Raw genomic sequence first — 24,959 nt, 5'->3', positions numbered from 1 at the left:
CGTGCGGGGGCTCCCCTCCCTCTGGGAGCGCTCTCAGAAGGTGCGGGCTACAGATATCCTGATCCCCGCGAGCACGCACACCGCGCGCCCCGACCCGGGGGCCCGCACGCCCCGCACCGCACGCCCCGCCCCGACCTCCGCACCGCGTGCCCCGCACCCGCACGCCGCGCACGTCCCGTCCAGCCGACCCAGCCGAGGAGCGCCCGCCTTGCCCGAGCAGACCACGGGGCCCCGCCCCACGCTGGAAGCCGTCGCCGCGCGCGCCGGCGTGTCCCGCGCCACGGCCTCCCGGGTCGTCAACGGAGGCGCGGGCGTGCGCGCGCCCCTGGCCGAGAAGGTGCGCAGGGCCGTGGAGGAGCTCGGCTACGTCCCCAACCACGCGGCCCGCTCCCTGGTCACCCGGCGCAACGGCGCCGTCGCCGTGATCATCGCGGAGCCCGAGTTCCGGATCTTCTCGGACCCGTTCTTCGAGCAGCAGATACGGGGGATCAGCCGCGAACTGACGTTCCACGACTCCCAGTTGGTGCTGCTGTGGGTGGAGGGCCCCGGGGATCACGAGCGGATCGCCCGCTATCTGGGCGGGGGACACGTCGACGGCGCGCTCGCGTTCTCGCTGCACAGCGACGACGCCCTGCCGGCCATGATCGGAGGGGCGCGGATTCCGGTGGTCGTCGGCGGGCGGCCCGCTCCGGGCACCGATCCGGCCGTACCCTTCGTCGACTGCGACAACCGGGGCGGCGCCCGGGAGGCGGTGCGCCACCTGAGGAGCCTCGGGCGCGGGAACGTCGCCCACATCTCGGGCCCCTCCGACCAGACCTCGGCGATCGACCGGCTGAACGGCTACCGGGACGTCCTCCTCGACGCCGATCCCGCGCTGCTGTGCGCGGGCGACTTCACCGAGGAGAGCGGCGCGCGCGCCATGGCGGAACTGCTCGACCGGAGGCCGGACATCGACGGGGTGTTCGTCGCCAACGACCTGATGGCGTCGGGCGCCCTGCGCACCCTGCGGGAGCGCGGGGTGCGGGTGCCGGAGGACGTGGCGGTCGTCGGCTTCGACGACATGGCCTCGGTGGTCGGCAGGACCTCCCCGGCCCTGACCACCGTGCACCAGGACGTCGAGGGCATGGGCCGGCTGATGGTGAAGCTCCTGATGCGGCTGCTCGACGGGACCGGTCCCGGCGTCCCGGGCTCCGTGATCACCCCGACCTCGCTGGTCCGCCGCGCCTCCGCCTGAGCGCCCGGACGGGAGGTGGCGGGCCCGGGACGCGTCCCCCGGGCCCGCCGTCGTGATCCTCCGCGGGGTCAGTCGTACGGGATGACCACCACGGACCGGTCCGTGCCCGTCCGGAGCCGCGAGTCGCCGTTGCCGATGGCGCTCCAGACCTCCAGGCGCACCGTTCCGCCCCGCAGGTCGCCGAGCGTGCCGGTGGCGGCCTTCAGGCCCCGGGACTGGGCGTACTCCTCCCACCCCGTCACCGGGTCCGTCGCGAAGTAGTGGTACGTCTCCGTGCGGTCGAAGGTGCCGTCGCCGGTGAGGTCGTAGCTGATCCGGGCCTGCTGGCCGAGGCCGACGGCCGTACCGGCGTCCACCTGGAGCCGGAAGGCGGTCGAGCCGCCCGCCCGGAGCGTGCCGTTGACGTTCCTCGCCTCGTAGACGAGCGGCCGGTACGGGGTGCCGTCGTGATTGGCGCCCTGGGCCGAGGCGAGGGTGTCGGCGCTCTCGGCGGCTCCGGTGGCCGTGGTGAGCGTGCCGCCGGTGCGGAGCTGGAAGGTGTTGCCGGTGGACGGTCCGGGACCGGGGTCGGTGCCGCCCGTCCCGTTGCCGGTGGCGGTGGAACGCGCCGGCACGGAGAGGGACGTGCCGTCGGAGAAGGTGACCGTGCGGGCGGTCGCACCGTGGTTGTGGGCCACGTAGGTGCGCGTGGTGCCCTTGGAGAAGACGGCGGAGGTGGGGATCGAGCCGGTGACGGTCGCGTCGGGGGCGCCGAGCGCGTCGAGCGTGGTGATCCAGTGGTAGGTGTGGGCCCTGGACTCGCCGGCCTCCGGGGTGTAAGCGGCGTTCCCCGCGTCCCACTTGGCCTTGGCGGCGGCGGGGTCGGCGAGGGACTGGAACTCCCAGAGGATGTCGCGCCATTCGACGGCGGGGCCGCCGTTCTCGCGCTCCATCTCGGCGATGTTGCGCCGGATCGCGTCCTTGCGGCCGCCGAGGTGGAGGGAGCCGCCGCTGGTCACGGGCAGGACGTTGATGCCGTGGATCTCCTCCGGGTTGGCGGTCCACCAGGTGGAGTAGGCGCCGCCGCTGCCCCAGACCATGCCGACGGTGTCGTGCGCGAAGGAGCCGGGGAAGACCTGCTGGTCGGCGTCGAACCAGTACTGGGCGACGGCCTCGGCCTCGGTGGTCAGGAGGTACGTGCCGAGGTCGCGCAGGGAGGTGTCGCCGGTGGCCGACCCCCACAGGACGAGGGCGGCGCTGAGGTTGGTCGACTCGGAGGACGACTCCTGGTTGTTGCCGGCGGCGAAGCCCTGGTGGCCGCTGGCCCAGCTGTGTCCGGCGTAGACGTCGAAGCCGCGCAGGAAGGGGAAGGCGGTGTCGGTGCGGCTGGGGTTGGCGGTGTCGCGGACCAGGGTCCTGACCATGGTCCCCCAGGCGGAGTCGGCGGCCCAGTCCGGGTCGTACTGGGCGACGATCGCGGCGGCGTACACGTAGTAGCCGTAGTGGAAGTGGTGGTCGTTGAGTTCGGTGTCGCTGCCGTAGGAGGCCGGGTACCCGGTGAGGGTCTTCCAGACCCTGTCGTACGAGAACTCGTTGGCGCCGCCGGCCGTGAACCACTCCTGGAGGCGGCCCTTGATCAGGCCGAGGAGCTTGTCGCGGACCGCGCCCTCGCCGATCCGGTCGGCGAGCGGCACCAGTTGGGCGAGCTTGCCGAGGGCCTTGCCGGTCCAGTACGTGTCGACGGCTCCGGAGAACGGGTCGGAGGAGTTCGCGACCTCGTTCAGGTGGCCGCGCAGACGGGCCGTGTCGATGCCGCTGCCGGGCAGGGCCGGGAGGGTGGCGGCGGCCTTCTGGGCGGTGGTGAAGGAGGTCCCCGCGCGGACCTTCATGGTGCCCCGGGGCGAGACGTAGGTGTAGGAGGTCAGCGGGTCGGTGGTGTGCAGCCACTGGTGGCGGTAGAGGGCCTGGAGGGTGCCGCGCTCGGTTCCCTCCTTGGCCTCGGTGGTGAGGCCGTAGGTGGCGCGGACGGTGCCCGCGTCGTAGCTCCAGTTCACCGTGGAGCCGGTGACGAAGCTGTAGGCGTACGTGCGGTACGTGGCGAGCGCGTCGGTGGAGGGCAGGACGGCGACGGAGAAGTAGTCCTTGCCGCCGAGTCCGGCGGTGAGGGTGGAGCCGGAGACGTTCCAGTCGGTGCCGCTGGGCGAGAAGAGGGCGTAGTGGTGGCCCGCGACGGTGATGCCGAGGACGTTGCCCTGGTCGGCGAAGACGGTGGGCGTCTGCGCGGTGGTGATACGGGCGTCGCCGCCGGTGCCCCTGGCGTACACGAAGGGGAGGCCGTGGCCGATGGTGGTGCGCAGGGTGCGGGCGCCGTCGGACCAGTAGGGGGTGACGGTCCAGTCGGACCAGGCGTCGGCCCTGGTGTCGGGCGAGTTGAGGCCGGTGAGGCCGAGGGTGAGGTCGCGCTTGTGGGGGAACTCGTACTGGCGGCCGTCGCCGACGATCGCGGGGCTGGTGGGGTAGCCGATCTCCAGGCCGCCGGCGACGGCCTGGTAGGTGAGCGGGTGGCCGTACATGGGGGTGGAGTACGGATTGCCCCCGTAGCGCTGGAAGGCGAGGGAGGACCACCAGTCGTTGGTGGGGACCGGCCTGCCCTGGGCGGCGGTGGTGACCTTGGGGGTGACCGGGGTCCCGGTGTCGGTGGTGGGGCCGGAGGTGCCGGCGGGGCGGGTGTCGGAGTAGCTTCCGGCGCCCGCCGGGACGGTGGCCGCGGCCGCGGGGGCGGCGGCGGGGCCGAGCCCCACGGCGGTGAGGGCGGTGACCAGGGCCAGCGCTGCGGCGGGCCGGGTGCGGGGGGAGGGCATGGAGGGGCACCTCATTCGTCGCGACGGATGGTGCTCGGAGGGGGACGCCCGGAGTGGGGAGGGCGGCGTTCGAGAAGTGGGGAGCCGAGGGTGCGACACGACTGAGAGCGCTCTCAGAATGTCGGAAACGTAGAACCCGCGAAACGAACGTGTCAAGAGGTTGAACACGGCTGCGCTCCCAGGGCACTTCGCGTCCGTTACGCCTTCGAGCCTTGACGGATGGACCGGACCGGAGGCACGCTCCCTCCGCATGACTGAGAGCGCTCTCAGACGCTCTCGCTCGTTCCGGAGCCAAGGGAGGCTTCCCATGCCCATCGCCCGAGCCGCCAGAAGAACCGTCGTCCGCCTGGGCGCGGTCACGCTGGTCGGCGCCCTGCTCGCCGCCTGCGGCGGATCGAAGGACGGCGCGTCCTCGGACGGCGCGGGAGGGAAGATCACCCTCACCGTCGATCTCTTCGGCTCCTTCGGGTACAAGGAGGCCGGGCTCTACGCCGAGTACGAGAAGCTCCACCCCGGCGTCACCGTCAAGCAGACGGACACCGAGGACGAGGCCGACTACTGGAAGTCCCTCCAGACCCGGCTCGCCGGGAACGCCGGCCTCGCCGACGTGCAGGGCATCGAGGTGGGCCGCATCGCCTCCGTCACCCAGCAGCAGGCCGACCGGTTCGAGGACCTGAAGAAGTACGGCGCGGACTCCCTGAAGGACCGGTTCGCCCCGGCCAAGTGGGCCGCCGCCACCGGCAGGGGCGGCGAGGTCCTCGGCCTCGGCACGGACGTCGGCCCGGAGGCCATGTGCTACCGCACCGACCTGTTCGAGCGGGCCGGGCTGCCCACCGACCGCGAGGAGCTCGCGAAGAAGTGGGCCACCTGGGACGGTTATCTGGACCTCGGAAAGCAGTACAAGGCGAAGGCCCCCGCCAGGAGCGCCTGGCTCGACAGCGTCGGCAGCCTCTACTCGATCATGATCGGCCAGGAGAAGGAGCGCTACTACGACGCCTCCGGCAAGCTGATCTGGGAGGACAACCCCGCCCTGCGCGCCGCCTGGGACCACGCCGTCCGGGCCGCGGGCGACGGCCTGAGCGCCAAGCTCGACCAGTGGTCACCGCAGTGGAACCAGGCGTTCTCCGCCGGCTCCTTCGCCACCATGCCGTGCCCCGCCTGGATGCTCGGCTACATCAAGGGCCAGACCGGCGAGGCCGGCAAGGGCAAGTGGGACGTCGCGAAGCTGCCCGGCGGAGCCGGCAACTGGGGCGGCTCCTACCTGGCCGTCCCGAAGGCCGCGAAGCACAAGAAGGAGGCGTACGAGCTGATCGAGTGGCTCACCGCCCCCGAGCAGCAGACCAGGCTCTTCCGGAAGCAGGGCAACTTCCCCTCCGCCACCGGCGCCATCGAGAAGATCGCCGACGCGAAAGACCCGTTCTTCTCGAACGCCCCCATCGGCAGGATCTTCGGCGACGCGGCGAAGGCGGCCCCGGTCCAGGTCCTCGGCGTCCACGACCAGAACATCGCCCAGCAGATCACCAACGCGCTGAGCGAGGTCGAGCGCAAGGGCACCCCGCCCGAGAAGGCGTGGGCGAACGCCAGGAAGGGCGTGGAGAACACCATCGGCTGATCCGTTCCGGCGGACGGGCCCCCGTCCCGGGGCGTCCGTCCGGCGCAGCCCCGTTCCCCGCCCGACCCCACACCGAAGGGCCGCACCGTGACCCTCACCGCATCCGAGACGCCGGCCCGGCCGAAGCCGGTCCCGCCGCCCGGCCGGCCGGGCCCCGCCCGGCGGACCTGGCGGAAGGTCTCCCCGTACGCCTACCTCGCCCCCTTCTTCACCCTGTTCGCCGCCTTCGGTCTCTTCCCGCTGCTCTACACGGCCTTCGTCTCGCTGTACCGGGTGGAGCTCCAGACGCCCGGCGACATGGAGTGGCGCGGCCTGGGCAACTACACCGCGCTCTTCGGTGACGCGTACTTCTGGACCTCGCTGCGCAACACCTTCACCATCGGCCTGCTCTCCACCGTGCCGCAGCTCGTCATGGCCCTCGGCCTCGCCCACCTGCTGAACTACCGGATGCGCGGGCGGACCTTCCTGCGCACGGCGGTCCTGCTGCCGTACGCGACCTCGGTCGCCGCCGCCACCCTCGTCTTCGCCCAGCTCTTCGGGCGGGACTTCGGGCTGATCAACTACGCGCTCGGTCTGGTCGGCGTCGACCCCGTCGACTGGCAGAACGGGACGGTGGCCTCGCAGATCGCCGTGTCGACGGTCGTCGTCTGGCGCTGGACCGGCTACAACGCGCTGATCTACCTGGCCGGCATGCAGTCGATCCCCGACGAGCTGTACGAGGCGGCCGCGATGGACGGGGCCTCGCGGTGGCGCCAGTTCTTCCACGTCACGCTGCCCGGCCTGCGGCCCACCATCCTGTTCACCGTCGTCGTCTCCACGATCGGGGCGACCCAGCTGTTCGGCGAGCCGCTGCTGCTCGAAGGGTCGGTCTCGGGCGGCATCTCGCACCAGTACCAGACGCTCGGCCTGTACATGTACGAGCAGGGCTGGGGCTTCTTCCACCTGGGCCGGGCCGCCGCCGTCGCCTGGGTGATGTTCCTGCTCATCGTGGTGCTGGTCGGGGCCAACGCCCTGATCGCGCGCCGCCGTTCCCGCAAGGAGGCCACCCGATGACAGCGCCGACAGCGCCGACCGCGCCGACCGTCCCGGCCGCGCCCGCCGCGTCCCCGGCCGCTCCTCCCGCGCCCGCACCCGGCGGGCCGCCCCGCCGGGGGGCCCCGCGGGCGGGCCGCACCCTGCACGCCGGACCACTGGCGTACGGGATCCTGATCGTCGCCGTGCTGTTCTCGGCGTTCCCGTTCTACTGGACGATCGTGGCCGCCAGCCGCTCCAACGCCGAACTGGCGCAGGTCCCCCCGGTGTTGCTGCCGGGACCGAACCTGATCGAGAACTTCGGGGCGGTCCTCGAAGAGGCGGACATCGGCAGGGCGCTGCTCAACTCGCTGATCGTCTCCGGTTCGATCACCCTCGGCACCGTCCTGTGCTGCACACTGGCCGGTTTCGCCTTCGCCAAGCTCCGCTTCAAGGGCCGGGGCGCGCTGCTCGCGGTCACCGTCGGCACCATGATGATCCCGCCGCAGCTGGGGGTGATCCCGCTGTTCATGCTGATCGCGGAACTCGGCTGGGTGAACCAGCTCCAGTCGGTGATCCTGCCGGGTCTGGTCTCCGCGTTCGGCGTGTTCTTCATGCGCCAGTACCTGACGCAGTCGCTGCCGGACGAGCTGATCGAGGCGGCACGGGTCGACGGCGCGTCCACCGCCAGGATCTTCTGGTCGATCGTCGTGCCGATCGCCCGGCCCGGCATGGCCGTGCTCGGTCTGCTGACCTTCATGGCGTCGTGGAACGACTTCTTCTGGCCCGTCGTCGCCCTCACCTCCTCCGAGCCCACCGTCCAGGTCGCGCTGCGCCAGCTCGGCGGCGGCTACGTCCACGACCAGTCCGTGATCATGGCGGGCACGCTGCTCGGCACCCTGCCGGTGCTCCTCGTCTTCGGCCTGCTCGGCCGGCAGATCGTCGGCGGCATCATGCAGGGCGCGGTCAAGGGCTGACCGCCCCTCCCCCGCCCCTTCCTCCTCAGTACGCCTCACCCCAGGGAGCTCCCACCCCATGACCGCGCTCGACGCCCGCACCGAACCGACGACCACGCTCCGTTTCCCCGAGGGCTTCCGCTGGGGCACCGCCACCGCCGCCTACCAGATCGAGGGAGCGGCGGCCGAGGACGGCCGCACCCCGTCCATCTGGGACACCTTCAGCCGTACGCCGGGCAAGGTCCGCAACGGCGACACCGGCGACATCGCCGCCGACCACTACCACCGGCTCGACGAGGACGTCGCCCTGATGCGCCGGCTCGGCGTGACGGACTACCGCTTCTCGATCGCCTGGCCCCGGGTCCAGCCCACCGGACGGGGACCGGCCGTGCGCAAGGGCCTGGACTTCTACCGGCGCCTGACCGACTCCCTCCTGGAGGCCGGCATCCGGCCGGTGGCGACGCTCTACCACTGGGACCTGCCGCAGGAGCTGGAGGACGCGGGCGGCTGGCCGCACCGGGAGACCGCGTACCGCTTCGCCGAGTACGCGGGGATCATGGCGGACGCCCTCGGCGACCGGGTGGCGACCTGGACCACGCTCAACGAGCCGTGGTGCGCCGCCTTCCTCGGCTACGGCAGCGGCGTGCACGCCCCGGGCCGCACCGACGACCTGGCCGCGCTGCGCGCCGCCCACCACCTCAACCTGGCGCACGGCCTGGGCGCGCGGGCGCTGCGCGGTGCGCTGCCCGGGTCCGCCGAGGTGTCCCTGACGCTCAACCTGCACGCCGTACGGGCCCTCACCCGGGCCCCCGGGGACCTGGACGCGGCCCGGCGGATCGACGCGGTCGGCAACCGGATCTTCCTGGACCCGGTCTTCCACGGGCGGCTCCCGGAGGACCTGGTCCGCGACACGGCGGCGGTCACGGACTGGTCGTTCGTGCGGGACGGCGACCTGGAGGCGGCGGCGGCGCCGCTCGACTCGCTGGGCATCAACTACTACTCCCCGTCCGTGGTCGCGGCGGGCTCCTCGGAGTCGCCGTCGCCGTGGGCGGGCGCGGAGCGGCACGTGCGGTTCGTGCCGGCGCCGGGGCCGCGCACCGCCATGGACTGGCCGGTGGACGCGGACGGGCTGCACGAGCTGCTGGTCCGGCTGCGGGACGAACTGCCGGGCGTACCGCTGGTGATCACGGAGAACGGCGCGGCGTACGACGACTACGCGGACCCGTCGGGGAACGTGAAGGACCCGGAGCGGGTGGCGTACCTGCGCGCGCACCTGGCGGCGGTGCACCGGGCCCTGGAGGACGGGGCGGACGTGCGGGGCTACTTCCTGTGGTCGCTCCTGGACAACTTCGAGTGGGCGTACGGTTACAGCAAGCGGTTCGGCATCGTCCACGTGGACTTCGCGACGCAGCGGCGGACGCCGAAGGACAGCGCCCGCTGGTACGCGGAGGTGATCGCCCGGGGCGGTCTCGCGGGGGCCTGACGGGCCGGCGGTACGGCGGGAGGGGGGTACCGCGGCGCCCCCTCGGAGCCGCGGCACCCCCGGTCGTCACGGCGACGGGACCCGGGTCACACCCGCTGCCACAGGGCGGGGACGCTGGACGGCTCCCAGCCGGCCTGGGCCTGGTGGCCCTGGAGGCAGCGGTAGGTGGCGCCGCCGTAGGTGACGGTGTCACCGGCCGCGTAGACCTTGCCCGCCGCCCACGTGCCGCCCGGCTCGGGGCCGGGACCGGGGCCCGGGCCCGGGTCGGTGGTGGTCTTCAGGGTCAGGCCGTAGTTCTGGAGGATCGGGTTCAGCGGCTGGAAGAAGGTCGTGCCGCCGCTGGAGCAGGTGCCGGAACCGCCCGAGGTCACGCCCTGGGCCTGGCTGCCGGAGATGTACGAGCCGCCGGAGTCGCCGGGCTCGGCGCAGACGGTCGTGCGGGTGACGCCGGAGATGGTGCCCTCCGGGTAGGTGACGCTGGTGTTGTGCTGCTGCACGGTGCCGCAGTGCCAGCCGGTGGTCGAGCCGGAGCGGCACACGGAGGAGCCGACGGGCTGGAGGACCGAACCGGTCACCTGGACGTTGGCGCCGCCCGCGCCCTTCACGTACGGGGTGGCGGTCCAGCTGGAGTTGGCGGCGACCCAGGCCATGTCGTTGCCGGGGAAGACCGACGCCTGGAAGCTGCCCTGGGCGACCTGGTTGAAGCCGCTGGTGGTGGTGCCGGCGCGGCCGCAGTGGCCGGCCGTGGCGAAGCCCTGCGTGGTGCCCTTGGTGATCGGGAAGCCGACGGAGCAGCGCCCGCTGCCGTTCATGTAGTACGCGTCGCCGCCCCGGAGGTCGTACAGCGGGCGGGGCGCCTCGGTGGTGCGGACCACCTTCACCAGGCCGCGCGGGACGCCGGTGGCCGCGACGAGCCGCGCGCCGGCTCCGGCCCGTGCCTCCTCGACGACGAGGACGTTGGCGCGGACGTCGACGTAGCGGACCGGGGCGTCGGCGGTGGCGGCCCGGTCCAGGGCCTCCTTGGCCCGCTCCAGGGCGGCCAGTCCGTGCGTCACGACCCGGGCGTTCGCACCCGAGGCCCGTATCGCGGCCGCGTCGGCGGCGCGGGTGGTGGCCACGGCCAGGGTGCCGGACTCGGCGCCCTCCACCCAGGCGCCGGCGAAGGCGGCGCCCAGGTCCTGGCGGAGCCCGGCGGCCCTGGCCCCGGCCTCGGCCTCGTTGGCGAGGCGGTTCTCGGCCTGGGCACGGGTGAGGCCCAGGTCGCGCTGCATGGCGCGGAGGAGTTCGGGCTGCGCGGAGGCGGCGCCGAGGGCGTCGGCGGCCGTCCGGACGGTGGGGACGCGGTCCTCGTCGTGCGGGGCCGCGGTGGCGGAACCGGCCTGGAGGCCGGCCAGCGCCAGGCCGGCGGCGGCCAGCACGGTACACGCCGTGCGGGCGTGTCGTCGGAGCATGGGGAGTCTCCTCGGTTGGCGGTGGGGATCTGCCGAAACCGTAGGGATCCCGCCGGGGGAGCGGCAGTTGCCAGACGGCCCCTGCCACGGCGTTATGGCCGGGCGGACGGCGGCGTCACGGCCCGCCGCCGCCCGGACGCGTCAGCGGGGACCGCCCTCCCGGGGCGGCGGGGCCGGTGTGCGGCCCGCGCTGTGGGCCAGCGCCTCCTCGTGGGCGGCCCGGGTGTGGTGGAGCACGGCGGCGGCCCGGCCGGCCGCGCGCCCCTCGGGGTGCCAGCCGAGCAGGTGCCGCCAGACCAGCGGCGCGCCGGCGAGGGGGCGGGTCACGATGCCGGGGGTCGCGGGGAAGGTGGCCCGGCACAGGCCGACGGCCCGGCCGACCCGGACCAGGTGCGCGCAGGAGGCGGTGTCCGCCTCGTAGACACGGGCCGGGGTGAAGCCGGCCCGTACGCACGCGGCCGCGAAGCAGTCGCCGAAACAGCCGTCGCCGGGCACGTCGGTCCACGCCTCGTCGGCCAGTTCGGCCAGGCCGACCTCGGTGCGGGGGGCCAGCGGGTGTCCGGCGGCCAGCATCGCGTACACGGGGTCGCGGGCGACCTCCGTCCAGGCCAGCCGTCCCGCTTCGGGCGGGCTGCTCTCGCCGCAGACCCCGACCAGGGCGAAGTCGAGCCGTCCCGCGGCCACCCCGCCGGCGATCTCGCGCTCCGACCAGGAGGTGTACGTGGTCACGGACGCGCCGGGTTCGGTGCGCGCGAGCCGGTCGACGAGGCCGCCGAGGAGCGGTCCGTGCGTGCCGCCGAGCCGGTAGCCCTCGGCCCCGTCGCGCGCGAACCGCACGGCCTCCTCCTGGAGTCCGCACACGGCGGGCAGCACCACGCGGGCGCGTTCGAGGACGAGGTCGCCGAGGGCCGTGGCCCGTACGCCCTCCCGGCCCCGTTCGAAGAGCGTCCCGCCCAGGGCGCGTTCGATCCTCTTGAGCTGGGCGCTGAGCGCGGGCTGCGCCAGTCCGAGCGCGGTGGCGGCGCGGGTGAGACTCCCCGCGTCCGCGATGGCCCGGATCGTCTTGAGGTGCCTCAACTCCAAGTCCATACGGAGAGCTTGGCGCTCCGCACCCGAGAGGTCCAGACCAGCGACCGCGTGGTTGTCCGGGAAACGGGAGACCGCCGGGCGGTCCCGGCGGGGACTCCACGGCTCGGGAGGCCCGCCGGACACGGGTCGGGACGTGGGTCGGGACGTGGGTCGGGAAGCGGGTCCGGACGCGGGCAGGGAAGCGGCCCGGGACGTGGGCCGGGACGTGGGCCGGGAAGCGGGTCCGGACGCGGGCCGGGAAGCGGCCCGGGGACGGGAACCGGCCCCGGGCGACCACCGGTCCGAGGGGGGCGGGACGGGCTCCGACCGGACGGGGCCCGGGGCGGGCCCCCACGGCCCGCCCCGGGTCCGGCCCGGTCGGGGCCGATGCCCCACCCGCCCCTCCGGACCGGTCCTCGGCGCACCGGTGCCCCGCTCCGCGCGGATGCCGCCCCCTCCGCGGCACCCGCCGCGACGGCGCGGGGCGTCCTCTTCGTTCCGGTTCGCTCCACCGGCGGGGCCGGCCGGCCGGTGGGACTGTCCGGCCGGCCGGCCCCGCCGGTCGGCACCACTCTCCCGCCCGCCGCTCACGTCTCACTCACGTTCCGCTAACGACTCCGCCCGGACGCGGACGCGCGTCCGGGCGGAGTGGGCCGGCCCCGTCGCGGCCCGTTCTTCGCGGAGCCCGCGCCGGTGCTTTCCTGCCGCATCCGGGCATCGCCCCCGCCGGGCCGGGCCGCCCGCCCCGGCACCGCCCGCCACCGAGTCGCCGCTCCGGCCGGGACGCCGTACCGCCGGCGTGTCTTCCCTCAGCCGTGCGTTTCGGCGGCGAGGTCCGACGCCTGCTTGATCTCCTCCAGGATGCGCGCCGCCTCCACGAGGACCGTGCCGTGCACGGGCCACTCCCCCGCGCGGCCGAGACGGCCGTCCCTGGCCGCGTCCGTCACCTCCTCGTAGCGGCGCTCGGCCTCCTCGACGCGGCGGCGGAACCGGTCGGGGTCCGTCGGCCCGCCGGGCGGGCCGAGGCATTCGAGACCGTCGGCGACGGCGTGGAGCAGGCCGGCGCAGGAGGCGGAGAACTCCGCCGAGACGGACACCTCGGAGAACCGGTGTGCCCCGGTCTCCCCGGCCTCCGGTCCGGGGGACGTGTGGGACAGGGCACGGGCGAGGGAGCGGATGTGCGTGCCGATGCGCTCGACCATGCCGATGGTGTCGTGGCAGCGCCCGATCGACTCCCTGGCGGCGCTCCACGAATGGCGCGGGTTGAGCCGGGTGTTCTCCTGCTCCTTCTCGAGCGCGGCGCGCGCCCGTGCCGCCTGGGCGGCCAGGTCCTCGCAGCGGCGCGGCCAGTCCTTCCGCGCGTCCTCGTCGGGCGCCTCCCCCGCGGCGGTCCGTGCCAGGTCGCGGAGCAGGTCCCCGGTGCGCGCGGCGAGGTCCTCGACCTGGCGCCGTGCCGTGGCCAGGTGCGGCGAGGGGGCGACGGCGAAGTGGGCGGCGAGACCGCAGCACACGCCGATGGCGGCGGACGCCACCAGGTGCCCGATGTAGTCGATGCGTCCCCCGCCGCCCGCGAACGCGAAGAGGGCCACCACCGGCACCTGGGTGCCCTGCCCCCCGAACAGGTGGAGCCGGGCCACCACGAGGGCGACGAAGACCAGCACGCAGAGGGCCCAGGCGTGGACGCCGACGGTGGTGCCGAACGCCGCCGCCACCGCCGTCCCGACCGCCATCGCCCCCAGGTACTGGGCGGATTCCCACAGGGAGCGGTAGACCGTGGACTGGAGGGCGAGCAGGGCGGTGAACGGGGCGAACCCCGTGACGTTGGTGGGCAGCAGCAGCGAGGACAGGCACCAGGCGACGGTCGCGGCGGCCGCCCCCTTCGCCTGGAGCAGCATTCCGTCGCGCGCCTCGCCCGGTCCGCGTATCGCCTCCCGGACGGTCTCGCGGGCGGCACCGCACCGGCGCCTGCACCAGTTCCCCGTCCCGGACATCCGTATGTGCACGCCTCTCCCGTCGTCGCTCCCCGTACCCGGGCCCGCTTACCCGCCCCGCGGGGATGGATGTACGTGCGCCCCGGGGGCGCTTCCGGGAGAGGGGCGGCCGTGGCGGGAATCCCGGGCGGCGCTCGTGGAACACGTGAGGGAGAGCGACCGCCCCTACCGGAGGAGGCCCCCGTGCCGGAGAACCAGGAATCGGTGTACGCCCGCGTCAGGGAGGAGGTGGCCGCCCGCGCGGACCGGCTCTGGGAGGTGGGCCTCGCCCTGCACCGCGACCCCGAGACGGCCTACGAGGAACACCGGGCGGCCGCCCTGTTGTCGGGCGAACTGGAACGGGAGGGCTTCCGGGTGGAGCGCGGCGCGGCCGGACTGCCGACCGCCTTCGTCGCGCGGACGGGACCGGCGGCCGCCTCCGGCGGAGGGCCCCGTGTCGCCCTGCTGATGGAGTACGACGCGCTGCCGCTGCTCGGTCACGCCTGCGGGCACAACCTGATCGCGGCGGCGGGCCTCGGAGCGGCGCTCGCCGCGCGGGCGGCGCTCGGTGACACGGGCGGGACGCTGCTCGCCGTGGGGACGCCCGCCGAGGAGCGCGGCGGCGGCAAGGTCGCCGAGGTGGAGGCGGGCCTGTTCGAGGGGGTGGACGCGGCGCTGATGTTCCATCCGGGGGTGCACGACTGGAGGTGGGCCCCGCTGACGGCCAGCGCGCAGATCAGGGTGGGGTTCCACGGGCGGGCGGCGCATCCGACCGGCAGCCCCACGGAGGGGATCGACGCCCTGGGGGCCCTGATCCAGCTCTTCAACGCGCTGGGCGTGCTGCACAAGCGCCTGCCGTCCGGCTCGCACGTCCAGGGGATCGTGACGGAGGGGGGCCGGGCCACGAACATCGTCCCCGAGTACGCGGAGGGGCTGTTCGGGCTGCGCGGCGGGACCACGAAGGCCCTGGAGGAGCTGGTGGAGGAGGTGCGCACGTGCGCCCGGGGCGTGGCGCTGGCCACCCGTACGACGGTGGAGGTGACCGACGTGGGCGGGCGGTACGAGCACTTCCGCGACAACGACGTGCTGTCCGGTCTCTTCGCCGGGCACCTGGAGCGGGCGGGCATCCGGCTGACGGAGCCGGCGGCGGGGGTGTACCTGGGGTCGTCGGACATCGGGAACGTCAGCACGCGGGTGCCCGCGATCCATCCGTTCGTCGCGGTCATGGGCGCGGAGGGGTCGGACCACACGCCCGAGTTCGCGGAGGCGACGGCCGGCCCCCGGGCGCGGCGGGTGGTGACGGCGGCGGCGGAGGCCCTGGCCTGCACGGCGGTGGACGTCCTGCTGGGGGCGGACGTGAGGGAGCGGGCGTGGGCCCGTTTCCACGAGAAGGCGGCGGCCGGGGAGTGAGCGCTCCTCCCCCGGTTCCCGGGCTCCGGCCCCGCCCGTCCAAGGGCCCGGGGCCGGCCGGCCGGGGCCCCGCACCCCTCCGCCCGCGCCCTCGGGGCCCGTCCCCGCCCCGAGGAAGCCGCCACCGCTCCCCGGGGCCGTCCCCGTCCCGGGGGGGCGCCGCTCCTCAGTCCTCGACGGACACGCGGACCGTCCTGACCTCGGGGTCGGCCGCGTCGGGGACGACCATGCCGGCGTCCACGCCGCTGCGCAGGTAGCGCAGGACCGGCGCGTTCAGCCTCTCGCCGGGCAGCGCGGCGGGGATGCCGGGCGGGTAGGGCGTGAGCATCTCGGCGGTCACCCGGCCCACGGCCTTCTCCCACGGCACCTGCTCGACCCGCCCGAAGAACGCGTCGCGCGGGAGCATGACCTGTTCGAGGCGGAGTTCGGCCGGGTCGGGGACCTCCACCCGGGGGGCGGGGCGCAGGTCGCCGGCGTGCCGGGCGACGTCGCGGAAGGCGTCGAGCAGGATCCCGGCGCTGCGCTCGTCGTCCGCGTGGGTCAGCTGGGCGCTGGCGCGCCGGTGGTCGGACAGGTGGAGGTTGACCCGGTGGTGCTCGCGGATCCAGTCGGCGACGCGGTAGCCGGTGGTGCCGAGGGCGGAGACGTCGACGATGACCTGGAGGGGGTCGAGGTCGGCCGCGCGGCCGGGTCCGCAGAAGTCGTCGCGTCCGTGGACGCGCATGCCGTCGATCTCGGCGATCCGCGCCCGCACCGTCTTGGCCAGGGCCAGCGCGTCGTCGTAGAGGGCGTGGCCGTGCTGGACCATCTGGCGGCGCCAGCCGTCGAGGGCCGCGTACACGAGCACGGAGGGGCTGGTGGTGCCCAGGAGGTCCTCGCGGTTCTTGAGGACCTCCGGCTGGATCAGGTCGCCCTGGAGGTGGAAGACCGACCCCTGTTCGAGGCCGGAGCCCATCTTGTGGACGGAGGTGACGCAGACGTCCGCCCCGGCGTCCATGGCCCAGGTCGGCAGGTCCGGGTGGAACGGCAGGTGGGCGCCCCACGCCTCGTCCACGACGAGCGGTACGCCGTGCTCGTGGCACGCCTCGGCGATGGCGGGCAGGTCGGAGCAGGTGCCGTACGGCGTCGGCGTGGTGACCAGGGCGCCCCGGGCGTCGGGGTGCTCGGCGAAGGCGGCGCGGAAGGCGTCGGCGGACGGCGGGTGGGCGAGGTGGCGCTCGGGGTCCCACTGGGGGTCCACCCAGACCGGCACGATCCCGGCGAGGACGAGGCCGGACACCACGGACTTGTGGGCGTCGCGCCCCACGAGCAGCTTCTCGTGCGGTCCGGCGACGGACAGCATGGCGGCCTTGACCGAGAGCGAGCTGCCACAGGTGGAGAAGAAGGTGTGGTCGGCGCCCACCGCGTCGGCCATCAGCTCCTGCGCCCGGGAGATGACGCCCTTGGAGGAGGTGCGGTCGTCCAGGCCGCTGGTGGCCAGCGTGTCGGAGCGGAAGACGGCGTCCCCGAGGACGGCGCGGACACGGGGGTCCGCGCCGCGCCCCTGCTTGTGACCGGGCGGGGTGAACGGGGTCTGGTTCTCCGCGTGGTACGCGGCCAGCGCGTCGAGCACGGGTGCCTGTGAATGGTCCATGGTGGTGCGGCTTCCCAGGGAAAAGGGGCAAAAACCCCGCCGGTGGAGGACTCCGCGTACACGGAACGTGACCCTCCGGAAGGCATGATCCCCGGTCGAGCGGGAACCCGCCCAACGGAGCGGGCCGCCGCGCAGTCCCGGACCGGAGGGCGTGCGGGCGTCCGCTCCCCGTCTTCGAGGAGTTGTCGTGACTGATTCACATGAGGTCGAGGAGGGCTGCGAGGCCCCGGAGAGGCCGGGGGCGGCCGGAGCGCTGCGGGCAGGTGCCACATGTGCGGCCTGAGCGGAGAGATACGGTTCGACGACCGGAGGCCCGACGTGGCCGCGGTGGAGCGCATGACCGATCGGCTGGCGCCCCGGGGGCCCGACGGCCACGGCATCTGGTCGCAGGGGCCGGTGGCGCTGGGACACCGGCGGCTGAAGATCATCGACCTGTCGGAGCGCGGCGCCCAGCCGATGTCCGACGCCGAGGCCCGGCTGACGGGCGTGTTCAACGGGTGCGTGTACAACTACCAGGAGCTGCGGCGGGAGCTGCAGGACCTCGGGCACCGGTTCTTCTCCACGTCGGACACCGAGGTGGTCCTCAAGGCGTACAGCCAGTGGGGCACGGACTGCGTCGACCACTTCATGGGCATGTTCGCGTTCGTCATCGTCGAGAACGACACCGGGCGCGTCGTGCTCGCCCGCGACCGGCTGGGCATCAAGCCGCTGTACCTGTCCCACGCTCCGGGCCGGATGCGGTTCGCCTCCAGCCTGCCCGCGCTGCTGGCGGCCGGCGGCGTCGACACCTCCCTGGACCCGGTCGCCCTGCACCAGTACCTGAGCTGGCACGCCACGGTGGCGGCGCCCCGCACGGTGCTCAACGGCGTCCGCAAGCTGCCGCCCGCCACGGTCCGCGTGGTGGAGCGGGACGGTTCGTACCGCGACCGGTGCTACTGGCAGCCGTCGTACACGCGCCGCGACGCGTACGCGGGCATGGACGCGGCCGACTGGCGCGACGCGGTGCTCGACTCGCTGCGGACGGCGGTGCGCCGCCGGATGGTCGCCGACGTACCGGTCGGCGTGCTCCTGTCCGGCGGGCTCGACTCGTCCCTGATCGTGGGACTGCTCGCCGAGGAGGGCCAGAAGGACCTGGCGACGTTCAGCGTGGGGTTCGAGTCGGAGGGCGGCGAGGAGGGCGACGAGTTCTTCTACTCGGACCTGGTCGCCCGGCACTACGACACCGCGCACCACCAGCTGATGGTCCCCTCGGACCGGGTGTCGACCGCCCTGGACGGCGCGATCCGGGCCATGAGCGAGCCCATGATCAGCCATGACGTGGTCGCGTTCCACCTGCTGTCGGAGCTGGTCTCCAAGGAGGTGAGCGTCGTCCAGAGCGGCCAGGGCGCCGACGAGGTGTTCGCCGGCTACCGCTGGTACCCGGACCTGGCCTCCGTGCCGCGCCAGGAGGAGCCGGAGAGGTACGCGGAGGTGTACTTCGACCGTCCGCACGCCGACTTCGCCCGGATCCTCCAGCCGCACCTGCTGACCGGCCGCGACGAGTCCGGCCTGTTCGTCCGCGAGCACATGGCCGCGCCCGGGGCCGAGACCGCGCTCGACGCGGCGCTGCGACTGGACACCCACGTCATGCTCGTGGACGACCCGGTGAAGCGCGTCGACAACATGACCATGGACTGGGGCCTGGAGGCCCGGGTGCCGTTCCTGGACCACGAGCTGGTCGAGCTGGCGGCGGCCTGCCCGCCGGAGCTGAAGCTGGCCCAGGGCGGCAAGGGCGTGCTGAAGGACGCGGGCCGCAAGCTGCTCCCCCGCGAGGTCGTGGACCGGCCGAAGGGGTACTTCCCGGTGCCGGCGATCCGCCACATGGCGGGGCCCGTCCTCGAACGGGTGCGTCAGGCGCTGTCCGCACCGGAGGCACGGGCCCGAGGCGTCTTCCGCGACGAGTACGTCGCCGAACTCCTCTCCGCCCCCGACCACCACCGGACGAAGCGAGGAGCGAACGCCCTGTGGCACATAGCGTTGCTGGAGATATGGCTGCAGACCCACGGGATCGACTGAACCGACCGGACGGAGGGGTGTCGGCGGCGCCCGTGCCGGTGCCGCTGGCCGACGCGGCCGGACTGCGCGACGTGCCGCGGCCGCTGGTCGCGCACGGCTGCTGGTACCCGTCCGTGGACCCCACGGGCGAGCGGGTGGCGTTCATCTGCGACCGGACGGGCGTCCCCCAGCTGTGGACCGGGCCGGTGAACGGCCCGGAGGTCCACCTCCTCGACACGGACCCCGACCCGGTCACGGAGGTGGCCTGGTCCCCCGACGGGCGGTGGATCGCCTACACGGTCGCCCCCGGGGGCGGCGAACTCACCCGGGTCCTGTGCGTGCGCCCGGACGGCACCGGCCGCCGGATCGTGGCGGGCGCGGACGCGGGCAGCTCGGCGTACCTCGGCCGCTGGACGCGCGACGGCTCGGCCGTGGCGGTCACGGTGGCCGAACCGCCGGCCCCGCCCGCCCGCGCCCCCCGGCAGGAGGCGGCCGTCCCGGACCACGAGGCGGTCCTCGCCGACCTGCCCGCCGGCTGGGCGGGCCGCGACGGTCCGGCCACGCTGCTCGGCGGTCCCCGCCGGGGAGACGTCGGGCCGTCCGGCCCGGAGCGTCCCGGGCCGGACGGCCCGGGCGGAGCGGAGGGCGCGGACGACGGCGCGCGGGACCGGCTCACCGCCTACCTGGTCGATCCCGACGGCCTCCGGTCGCCCGTCCTGGTGGCCGTCGAGTCGGGGGCCGCGACCCTGCGGGTCTGCGACGTGAGCCAGGACGGGCGGTTCGCCCTGGTGCGCCGGGGACCGCGCGGCCGGCGGGAGGCGGTGGTGGTGCGCACCGCCGACCTCACGACCGGGTCCGTCCTGCGGGTCGGCGACGGGGACCCGTGGATCGGCCGGTTCTCGTCCGACGGCCGCACGGTGTGGCTCCGGAGCGACCACGAGCGGCAGTTCGCCGCCCTGCTCGCCGTCGGTCTCGACGAGGACGGCGGGCGGCTCGGCGTGTCCGTGGTGGCCGAGCGCGAGGAGAGCGACCTGGAACTCCTGGCGTTCGCCGAGGACGGCCGCACGGCCGCGCTCGCGTGGAACGTACGGGGGGCCAGCGAGCTGCAGACGCTGGGACTCCCGGCGGGCGGGACCTCCCCCGCCGGGGCCGCCACCGGGACCGTGCCGCCCCGTGACGTACCGCTGCCGCACGAGGTGGTCACCCGGATCACCCGGGCCGGGCCGGGCGGGATGGTGCTGGCCCTGTCGGGGTCCCAGCGGCGCCCCGGGGTGTGGTGGATGCCCCCGGGGGCGCTGTCGGCGCGCACGCCCTGGTCGTCGCGGGACGAGGACGCCGTACCGCCGGGCAGGCCGCCCGTGCGTCCCGTGCCGCTGCGGCCGGTGGCCCGTGACGGACTGCGCCTGGGCGGCTGGTACTACCGGGCGCCCGGCCGCGACGCCGGCCGGCCCGCCCCGTGCGTGATCCACCTGCACGGCGGGCCGGAGGAGCAGGAACGGCCCGTGCTCGATCCGCTGTACCACGAGCTGCTGGGCCGGGGCCTGGACGTCTTCGCGCCCGACGTGCGCGGCTCGTCCGGCTGGGGGCGGTCGTTCGTGGACGCCGACCTCGGCACGGGGCGGTTCGCCGCCCTGGACGACGTCGCCGACTGCGCGGCGCACGTGGTCCTGGAGGGACTCGCCGATCCCACGCGGCTGGCGGTGATGGGCCGCTCCTACGGCGGCTATCTGACGATGGCCTCCCTCGTGTGGCATCCGGAGCTGTTCCGGACCGGTGTCGCCGTGTGCGGGATGTCGGACTTCGCGACGTTCTTCGCGGGCACCGAGCCGTGGATCGCCGAGTCGGCGGCGCACAAGTACGGGCATCCGGCGCGCGACCGGGAGCTGCTGCGCTCGCTCTCCCCCATGAGCCGGGTCGACGCGCTGCGCGTACCGCTGCTCGCGGTGCACGGCGAGCACGACACCAACGTCCCGCCGGGCGAGTCCGAGCAGATGGTGCGGGCGGCGCGGGAGCGGGGGCTGCCCGCCGAGATGCTCACGCTGCGCGACGAGGGGCACGAGTTCCGCCGGGCGGACAACCGGCGCCTCTTCCGCCGCGCCGCCGCCGACTGGCTGGAGCGCCATCTCGGCGGCTGAGGCGCCGCCGGGGGCTCCGGCCGCCCGGCCGGGCCGTGCCACCGGCCCGTACCCCCGGTTTGTGCCGGACCCGTGAAGACGGTGTGGCGAGGAAGCGATTCTCCCGGCCGATCGGGGGTACCGGGAAGACATGATCACTATTGGGGTCGAGGAAGAGTACCTGCTGCTCGATCCGGACACGTGCCTTCCCGTACCGCTCGGAGACCAGGTGCGCGCGTCGGCCGGGCTGCAGCCGATCGTCGAGGGCTCGGAGGTCCAGTCGGAGCTGTTGCAGGCCCAGGTGGAGGTCGCCACACCGGTGTGCACCGATCTGGAGGAGGTCGGTGGCCACCTGCTGCGACTGCGGCACGCGCTCGGCATGGCGGCGGAGAAGCACGGCTGCCGGCTCGCCGCCTGCGCGACGGCCCCCTGCCGGGAGGCGGCTCCCGTGCCCGTCACCCGGAAGGCCCGCTACCTGGCGATGTCCTCCCAGGCCCCCCAGCTCGTGGCCGAGCAGCTGGTCAACGGGATGCACGTGCACGCGGCCGTGCCGGACCGCGAGATGGGCGTCGCCGTCCTGAGCCGCATCCGGACCTGGCTCCCGACCCTGGTGGCCATGTCCGCGAACTCGCCCCTGTGGGACGGCGGCGACACCGGGTTCGCGAGCTGGCGCACGGTGATCTTCGGCCGGTGGCCGGTCAGCGGCCCCCCGCCCCGCTTCACCTCGCTCGCGGACCACGAGGAGCGCGTCCGGTCGCTCCTCGACACCGGCGTCATCACCGACACCGGCCAGCTCTACTGGCAGGCCCGCCTCTCCGAGCGGTACCCCACGGTCGAGGTGCGCTGCGCGGACGTCCAGCTGCGCGCCGACGAGGCGGTCATGTTCGCCGGGATCGTCCGCGCGCTCGTCGCCACCGCGATCGACGAGGAGAAGGCCGGGGTCCCGCTCCCCGAGTGTTCGCCCGAGCTGCTGCAGGCGGCCAACTGGCACGCCGCCCGCCACGGCCTGAGCGGCCTGCTGGTCGACCCGGAGGGGCGGTCGCGCCGGTCGGGCGACGTCCTGTGCTCGCTGCTCGACCACATCACGCCCGCCCTGGACGAGGCGGGCGACACCCGCGAGGTGACCTCGCTGCTGCACCGGCTCCTCCGGGAGGGCACCTCGGCCGACCGCCAGCGCCGGGCCCTGGCCGAGGGCGGCCTGCCCGCGCTCGTGGAGCTGATCGTGAGCGAGACGGTCGCTCCCTGACCTTCCGCCGCGCGACCTCGCGCTCCGTGCCCCTCCCCCGCCGACGCGGCCGGTCCGGTGCCGGTTCCCCGGAGGGTGCCCGCCGGGCGGCGGTCCGGTCCGGGAACGGGCGGCCGGTCCGCGCCCCGTCCCTCCCCCGCCGACGCGGCCGGTCCTCGGCGCCCTCCGCCGCGCTCCCCCCGCTGTTCCCCGCCGTCCTCCGCCGCCCTTCGGCGTGAGGCCGGGGAACACACGGCACGACCCCTCCGCATCCTGGACGGCCGACCGTCCACGTGATGGGCGGCCGGGTGGCGGAACTCTCCGCCCGTCCCGCGTTTCCGCAGGTCACAGAGGTACGGGAACCCCCCGGGATGGCGCAACACTGTGGCAACACCACCGGGGCCGGTCCCCCGCTACGTTCCGTGTCATGCCCGCCGAACCCGCTCCCGCCGCCCGCCCCGTCGCCGCCGCCCGCCGCCGGCTCCTCCGGGCGGACCGGGCGCGGCAGCTCGCCGACCTGCTGCGCCACCAGATCCTGACGGGCGGTTTCCCCGGCGGGGTCCTTCCCCTGGAGAACGTCCTCGCGGCCGACTACAGGGCCAGCCGGAACACCGTCCGGCAGGCCCTCGACCTGCTGCGCGGCGAGCGGCTGGTGGACCGGCAGCCGGGCGTCGGCACGGTGGTGGTGGGCGCGAAGTACCCGCACGGCCTGGACCGGCTCCAGGGACTGGCCGAGACCCTGCGCGAACACGGCAGGGTCACCAACGAGGTCCGGACCGTGGGGCCGGTCGGGGCGCCCGGCCCGGTGGCCCACCGGCTCGGGCTGCCCGCACACTCCGACGTGCTGTGCGTCGAGCGGCTGCGGCGCCTCGACGGGCTGCCGCTCTCCCTGGACCTGTCCTACCTGCCGATGGACATCGGTGCCGGGCTCCTCGGCTGCGACCTGGAGAACACGGACGTCTTCCGGCTCCTGGAGCGGCTGACCGGCTCCCCCCTCGGGCACGCGGAGATCACCCTGGAGGCCGTCAACGCCGACGCGCACTCCGCCGCCGTGCTCCAGGCCCCGCGCGGGGCCGCCGTCCTGATGCTGGAGCGGCTGACCCGTCTGCCCGACGGGCGGCCGGTGGACCTGGAGTTCATCCGCTTCCGCGGCGACCGCATCACCATGAGCGGCGTCCTGCGCCGCACCCCCTGAACCTCCCTCCGCCCGGCCCCTGCTCCCGTACCCCCGTATCCCGTATCCCGTTTCCCGGAGACAGCCATGCCCCTGGTCCCCCAGCGCGCCGACGTGCCCGTGACCATCGACGAGTCGAAGTGCATCGACGGCTGCACGCTCTGCGTCGACATGTGCCCGCTGGACTCGCTCGCGATCCGCGAGGAGAACGGCACGGCGTACATGCACGTCGACGAGTGCTGGTACTGCGGCCCGTGCGCCGCGCGCTGCCCGACCGGCGCGGTCACCGTCAACATGCCCTACCTGCTCCGGTGAAAGGCCCCGCCCCCATGAAGAGAAGAAGAGCCGCCCTCGCCCTGGCCCTGTTGCCGCTCGCCACCGCCTGCGCCTCCGGCACCGGTGACGGGCCCGGGGCGAAGCAGGTCACGGTGACCGTCGGCTACCAGTCGAAGACGATCAACACCGTCACCGCCGGCACCCTGCTGCGCTCCCTCGGGTACTTCGAGGAGGAACTCGCGCGGCAGGGCCGGAAGGACGGCGTCTCCTACCGGGTGAGCTGGCAGGACCACGCGACCGGGGCGCCGATCACCGCGCAGATGACGGCCGGGAAGATCGACATCGGTTCGATGGGCGACTTCCCGCTGCTCCTCAACGCGGCGCGCGGCAAGCAGCTCAAGCAGCCGACGCGGCTGGTGTCGGTGACCGGGTACAACCTGCGGGGCGGGCTCAACACCGTGGTGACCGCGCCGGACTCGCCGCTGCGGACGCTGGCCGACCTCAGGGGCCGCACGGTGTCCACCAGCGTCGGGTCGGCCGCCGACGGCACCCTCGTCCGGGCGCTCCGGCGGGCCGGACTCGACCCGGAGAAGGACGTCCGCAAGCTCAACCAGCAGCCGAGCGTGGGGGCTTCGGCCCTGGCGGCGGGCAGCGCCGACGCGCTGTCCCAGTTCGTCGCCTGGCCGGGCCTGCTCGCCTTCCAGGGCCGGGCGAGGGCCCTGTACGACGGGGCGGAGCTGGACCTGCCGACCTTCCACGGCGTGACCGTGCGCGAACGGTTCGCGAAGGAGCGGCCGGCGGTGCTCGACGCGTTCCTGCGCGCCCAGCGGCGCGCCACGGACGAGCTGCGCGCCCGGCCGGTCGCCGCCGCCGAGACGGTGGCGGAGGAGACCGGGCTGCCCGCCGAGGCGGTCTACCTCTACAACGGCGCCCGGGGCGTCGCCACCTTCGACCCGGCGCTCCGTCCGGAGCTGGTGGCCGCGCTCAAGGAGGACGTGCCGGTCCTGCGGGCGGCCGGTCTGGTGGAGGACGTGGACGTGGACGCCTTCGTCGACCCGGCCCCGCTGCGGCGGGCGGTCACGGGCGCCGCGTACCCGGAGGCGGCCCCTCCCCGGCCGGAGCTGTGGCTGAAGGGGCAGGCGTCGACCCGTGCGTTCGACGGCCCCGGCGCGCTCCTGAAGGCGGTCGGGGAGGCCGGGGCGGCCCGGGTGCGGGCCGCGTACGTTCCGGACTCGGTGACCGGGACGCCCTGGTTCGCGGACCGGGCGGTGTGGGTGCGGGACGGGGGCGAGTGGCGCGCCTTCATGACCCGGGCGGGCGCGGAGCGGTACGCGGCCGGACACGCCGGTGCCCGGATCGTCGCGTACGCGGACGCCGTGGAGTCGGCGTCGTGAGCGCGGGTGCGCGGCCCCTCCCGGCCGCGGACCGGGGTCCGGCGCGGGAGCCCGCCCCGGTCACGGGCCGCCGT

General features: G+C 74.6%; 17 protein-coding genes. 12 read left to right on the top strand and 5 right to left on the bottom strand.

All coding sequences use genetic code 11. The features are described 5' to 3' along the window. The first annotated feature begins 208 nt into the window (after positions 1 to 208). Positions 209 to 1,234, top strand: coding sequence for a LacI family DNA-binding transcriptional regulator (locus ACZ6AQ_RS25775; RefSeq protein ID WP_468762747.1), 1,026 nt, complete (start codon positions 209 to 211; stop codon positions 1,232 to 1,234). 68 nt (positions 1,235 to 1,302) lie between these two features. Here the strand turns inward: ACZ6AQ_RS25775 and ACZ6AQ_RS25770 are convergent, their stop codons facing one another. Beyond that, positions 1,303 to 4,074 carry a glycosyl hydrolase gene (locus tag ACZ6AQ_RS25770; RefSeq protein WP_468762745.1) on the bottom strand — a complete coding sequence of 924 codons (2,772 nt, stop codon included), beginning with the start codon at positions 4,072 to 4,074 and terminating at the stop codon, positions 1,303 to 1,305. Positions 4,075 to 4,381: 307 nt separating this feature from the next. Here ACZ6AQ_RS25770 and ACZ6AQ_RS25765 point away from each other — a divergent pair, with 307 nt between their 5' ends. From ACZ6AQ_RS25765 to ACZ6AQ_RS25750, 4 genes are all read left to right on the top strand, one after another. Next, complete coding sequence (locus ACZ6AQ_RS25765; protein ID WP_468762743.1) at positions 4,382 to 5,686, top strand: ABC transporter substrate-binding protein; 1,305 nt, start codon at positions 4,382 to 4,384, stop codon at positions 5,684 to 5,686. 87 nt (positions 5,687 to 5,773) lie between these two features. Next, complete coding sequence (locus ACZ6AQ_RS25760) at positions 5,774 to 6,739, top strand: carbohydrate ABC transporter permease (protein WP_468762741.1); 966 nt, start codon at positions 5,774 to 5,776, stop codon at positions 6,737 to 6,739. Continuing rightward, complete coding sequence (locus ACZ6AQ_RS25755) at positions 6,736 to 7,674, top strand: carbohydrate ABC transporter permease (RefSeq protein ID WP_468762739.1); 939 nt, start codon at positions 6,736 to 6,738, stop codon at positions 7,672 to 7,674. Before ACZ6AQ_RS25760 ends, ACZ6AQ_RS25755 begins: the two co-directional genes overlap by 4 nt. A 58-nt stretch (positions 7,675 to 7,732) precedes the next feature. Next, positions 7,733 to 9,136: a GH1 family beta-glucosidase gene (locus ACZ6AQ_RS25750; protein WP_468762737.1), complete on the top strand. Its 1,404-nt coding sequence runs from the start codon at positions 7,733 to 7,735 to the stop codon at positions 9,134 to 9,136. Between the two features lie 86 nt (positions 9,137 to 9,222). Here the strand turns inward: ACZ6AQ_RS25750 and ACZ6AQ_RS25745 are convergent, their stop codons facing one another. The 3 genes from ACZ6AQ_RS25745 to ACZ6AQ_RS25735 form a co-directional block, all read right to left on the bottom strand. Continuing rightward, positions 9,223 to 10,587: a carbohydrate-binding protein gene (locus ACZ6AQ_RS25745; RefSeq protein ID WP_468762735.1), complete on the bottom strand. Its 1,365-nt coding sequence runs from the start codon at positions 10,585 to 10,587 to the stop codon at positions 9,223 to 9,225. Positions 10,588 to 10,728: 141 nt separating this feature from the next. Beyond that, on the bottom strand, positions 10,729 to 11,676 hold the full coding sequence (locus tag ACZ6AQ_RS25740; protein WP_468762733.1) for a LysR family transcriptional regulator: 948 nt from the start codon (positions 11,674 to 11,676) through the stop codon (positions 10,729 to 10,731). A 788-nt stretch (positions 11,677 to 12,464) separates the two neighbouring features. Beyond that, positions 12,465 to 13,646, bottom strand: coding sequence for an FUSC family protein (locus ACZ6AQ_RS25735; RefSeq protein WP_468762731.1), 1,182 nt, complete (start codon positions 13,644 to 13,646; stop codon positions 12,465 to 12,467). A gap of 183 nt (positions 13,647 to 13,829) precedes the next feature. Here ACZ6AQ_RS25735 and ACZ6AQ_RS25730 point away from each other — a divergent pair, with 183 nt between their 5' ends. Further along, entirely contained in the window at positions 13,830 to 15,035 is a 1,206-nt protein-coding gene (locus ACZ6AQ_RS25730; RefSeq protein WP_468762729.1) for an amidohydrolase, read from the top strand. A 166-nt stretch (positions 15,036 to 15,201) separates the two neighbouring features. Here ACZ6AQ_RS25730 and ACZ6AQ_RS25725 read toward each other — a convergent pair whose 3' ends face one another. Continuing rightward, a complete protein-coding gene (locus tag ACZ6AQ_RS25725) occupies positions 15,202 to 16,668 on the bottom strand; it encodes an aminotransferase class I/II-fold pyridoxal phosphate-dependent enzyme (protein WP_468762727.1) in 1,467 nt (488 codons plus the stop codon). 270 nt (positions 16,669 to 16,938) lie between these two features. On the opposite strand from ACZ6AQ_RS25725, the gene ACZ6AQ_RS25720 reads away from it, so the two are divergent. The 6 genes from ACZ6AQ_RS25720 to ACZ6AQ_RS25695 all read left to right on the top strand — a co-directional run bounded on the left by ACZ6AQ_RS25720 (position 16,939) and on the right by ACZ6AQ_RS25695 (position 24,885). Next, positions 16,939 to 18,723: an N-acetylglutaminylglutamine amidotransferase gene (locus tag ACZ6AQ_RS25720; protein ID WP_468762725.1), complete on the top strand. Its 1,785-nt coding sequence runs from the start codon at positions 16,939 to 16,941 to the stop codon at positions 18,721 to 18,723. Next, a complete protein-coding gene (locus tag ACZ6AQ_RS25715; protein ID WP_468762723.1) occupies positions 18,696 to 20,837 on the top strand; it encodes a S9 family peptidase in 2,142 nt (713 codons plus the stop codon). Before ACZ6AQ_RS25720 ends, ACZ6AQ_RS25715 begins: the two co-directional genes overlap by 28 nt. Before the next feature lie 130 nt (positions 20,838 to 20,967). After that, positions 20,968 to 22,062, top strand: coding sequence for a carboxylate-amine ligase (locus tag ACZ6AQ_RS25710; protein WP_468762721.1), 1,095 nt, complete (start codon positions 20,968 to 20,970; stop codon positions 22,060 to 22,062). A gap of 406 nt (positions 22,063 to 22,468) precedes the next feature. Beyond that, positions 22,469 to 23,236 carry a GntR family transcriptional regulator gene (locus ACZ6AQ_RS25705; protein ID WP_468762719.1) on the top strand — a complete coding sequence of 256 codons (768 nt, stop codon included), beginning with the start codon at positions 22,469 to 22,471 and terminating at the stop codon, positions 23,234 to 23,236. A gap of 66 nt (positions 23,237 to 23,302) precedes the next feature. Then, positions 23,303 to 23,530, top strand: a complete 228-nt coding sequence (locus ACZ6AQ_RS25700) for a 4Fe-4S dicluster domain-containing protein (RefSeq protein WP_388695267.1) — start codon at positions 23,303 to 23,305, stop codon at positions 23,528 to 23,530. Positions 23,531 to 23,544: 14 nt separating this feature from the next. After that, positions 23,545 to 24,885 (top strand): ABC transporter substrate-binding protein, encoded by a 1,341-nt coding sequence (locus tag ACZ6AQ_RS25695; protein ID WP_468762717.1) that lies wholly within the window; start codon positions 23,545 to 23,547, stop codon positions 24,883 to 24,885. Positions 24,886 to 24,959: the final 74 nt, after the last annotated feature.

The organism is Streptomyces sp. NPDC041191, from assembly GCF_055591945.1.
Note: the sequence above shows the minus strand (reverse complement) of the source record. Positions and strands in the feature narration are given on the sequence as shown.

Bases quoted from the DNA above. Each gene is read 5' to 3' on its own strand.
- ACZ6AQ_RS25725 (WP_468762727.1), bottom strand. From the start codon at position 16,668: ATGGACCATTCACAGGCACCCGTGCTCGACGCGCTGGCCGCGTACCAC.
- ACZ6AQ_RS25705 (WP_468762719.1), top strand. From the start codon at position 22,469: ATGCCCGCCGAACCCGCTCCCGCCGCCCGCCCCGTCGCCGCCGCCCGC.
- ACZ6AQ_RS25735 (WP_468762731.1), bottom strand. From the start codon at position 13,646: ATGTCCGGGACGGGGAACTGGTGCAGGCGCCGGTGCGGTGCCGCCCGC.
- ACZ6AQ_RS25765 (WP_468762743.1), top strand. From the start codon at position 4,382: ATGCCCATCGCCCGAGCCGCCAGAAGAACCGTCGTCCGCCTGGGCGCG.
- ACZ6AQ_RS25715 (WP_468762723.1), top strand. From the start codon at position 18,696: ATGGCTGCAGACCCACGGGATCGACTGAACCGACCGGACGGAGGGGTG.
- ACZ6AQ_RS25740 (WP_468762733.1), bottom strand. From the start codon at position 11,676: ATGGACTTGGAGTTGAGGCACCTCAAGACGATCCGGGCCATCGCGGAC.
- ACZ6AQ_RS25695 (WP_468762717.1), top strand. From the start codon at position 23,545: ATGAAGAGAAGAAGAGCCGCCCTCGCCCTGGCCCTGTTGCCGCTCGCC.
- ACZ6AQ_RS25770 (WP_468762745.1), bottom strand. From the start codon at position 4,074: ATGCCCTCCCCCCGCACCCGGCCCGCCGCAGCGCTGGCCCTGGTCACC.
- ACZ6AQ_RS25710 (WP_468762721.1), top strand. From the start codon at position 20,968: ATGATCACTATTGGGGTCGAGGAAGAGTACCTGCTGCTCGATCCGGAC.
- ACZ6AQ_RS25745 (WP_468762735.1), bottom strand. From the start codon at position 10,587: ATGCTCCGACGACACGCCCGCACGGCGTGTACCGTGCTGGCCGCCGCC.
- ACZ6AQ_RS25720 (WP_468762725.1), top strand. From the start codon at position 16,939: ATGTGCGGCCTGAGCGGAGAGATACGGTTCGACGACCGGAGGCCCGAC.
- ACZ6AQ_RS25700 (WP_388695267.1), top strand. From the start codon at position 23,303: ATGCCCCTGGTCCCCCAGCGCGCCGACGTGCCCGTGACCATCGACGAG.
- ACZ6AQ_RS25750 (WP_468762737.1), top strand. From the start codon at position 7,733: ATGACCGCGCTCGACGCCCGCACCGAACCGACGACCACGCTCCGTTTC.
- ACZ6AQ_RS25755 (WP_468762739.1), top strand. From the start codon at position 6,736: ATGACAGCGCCGACAGCGCCGACCGCGCCGACCGTCCCGGCCGCGCCC.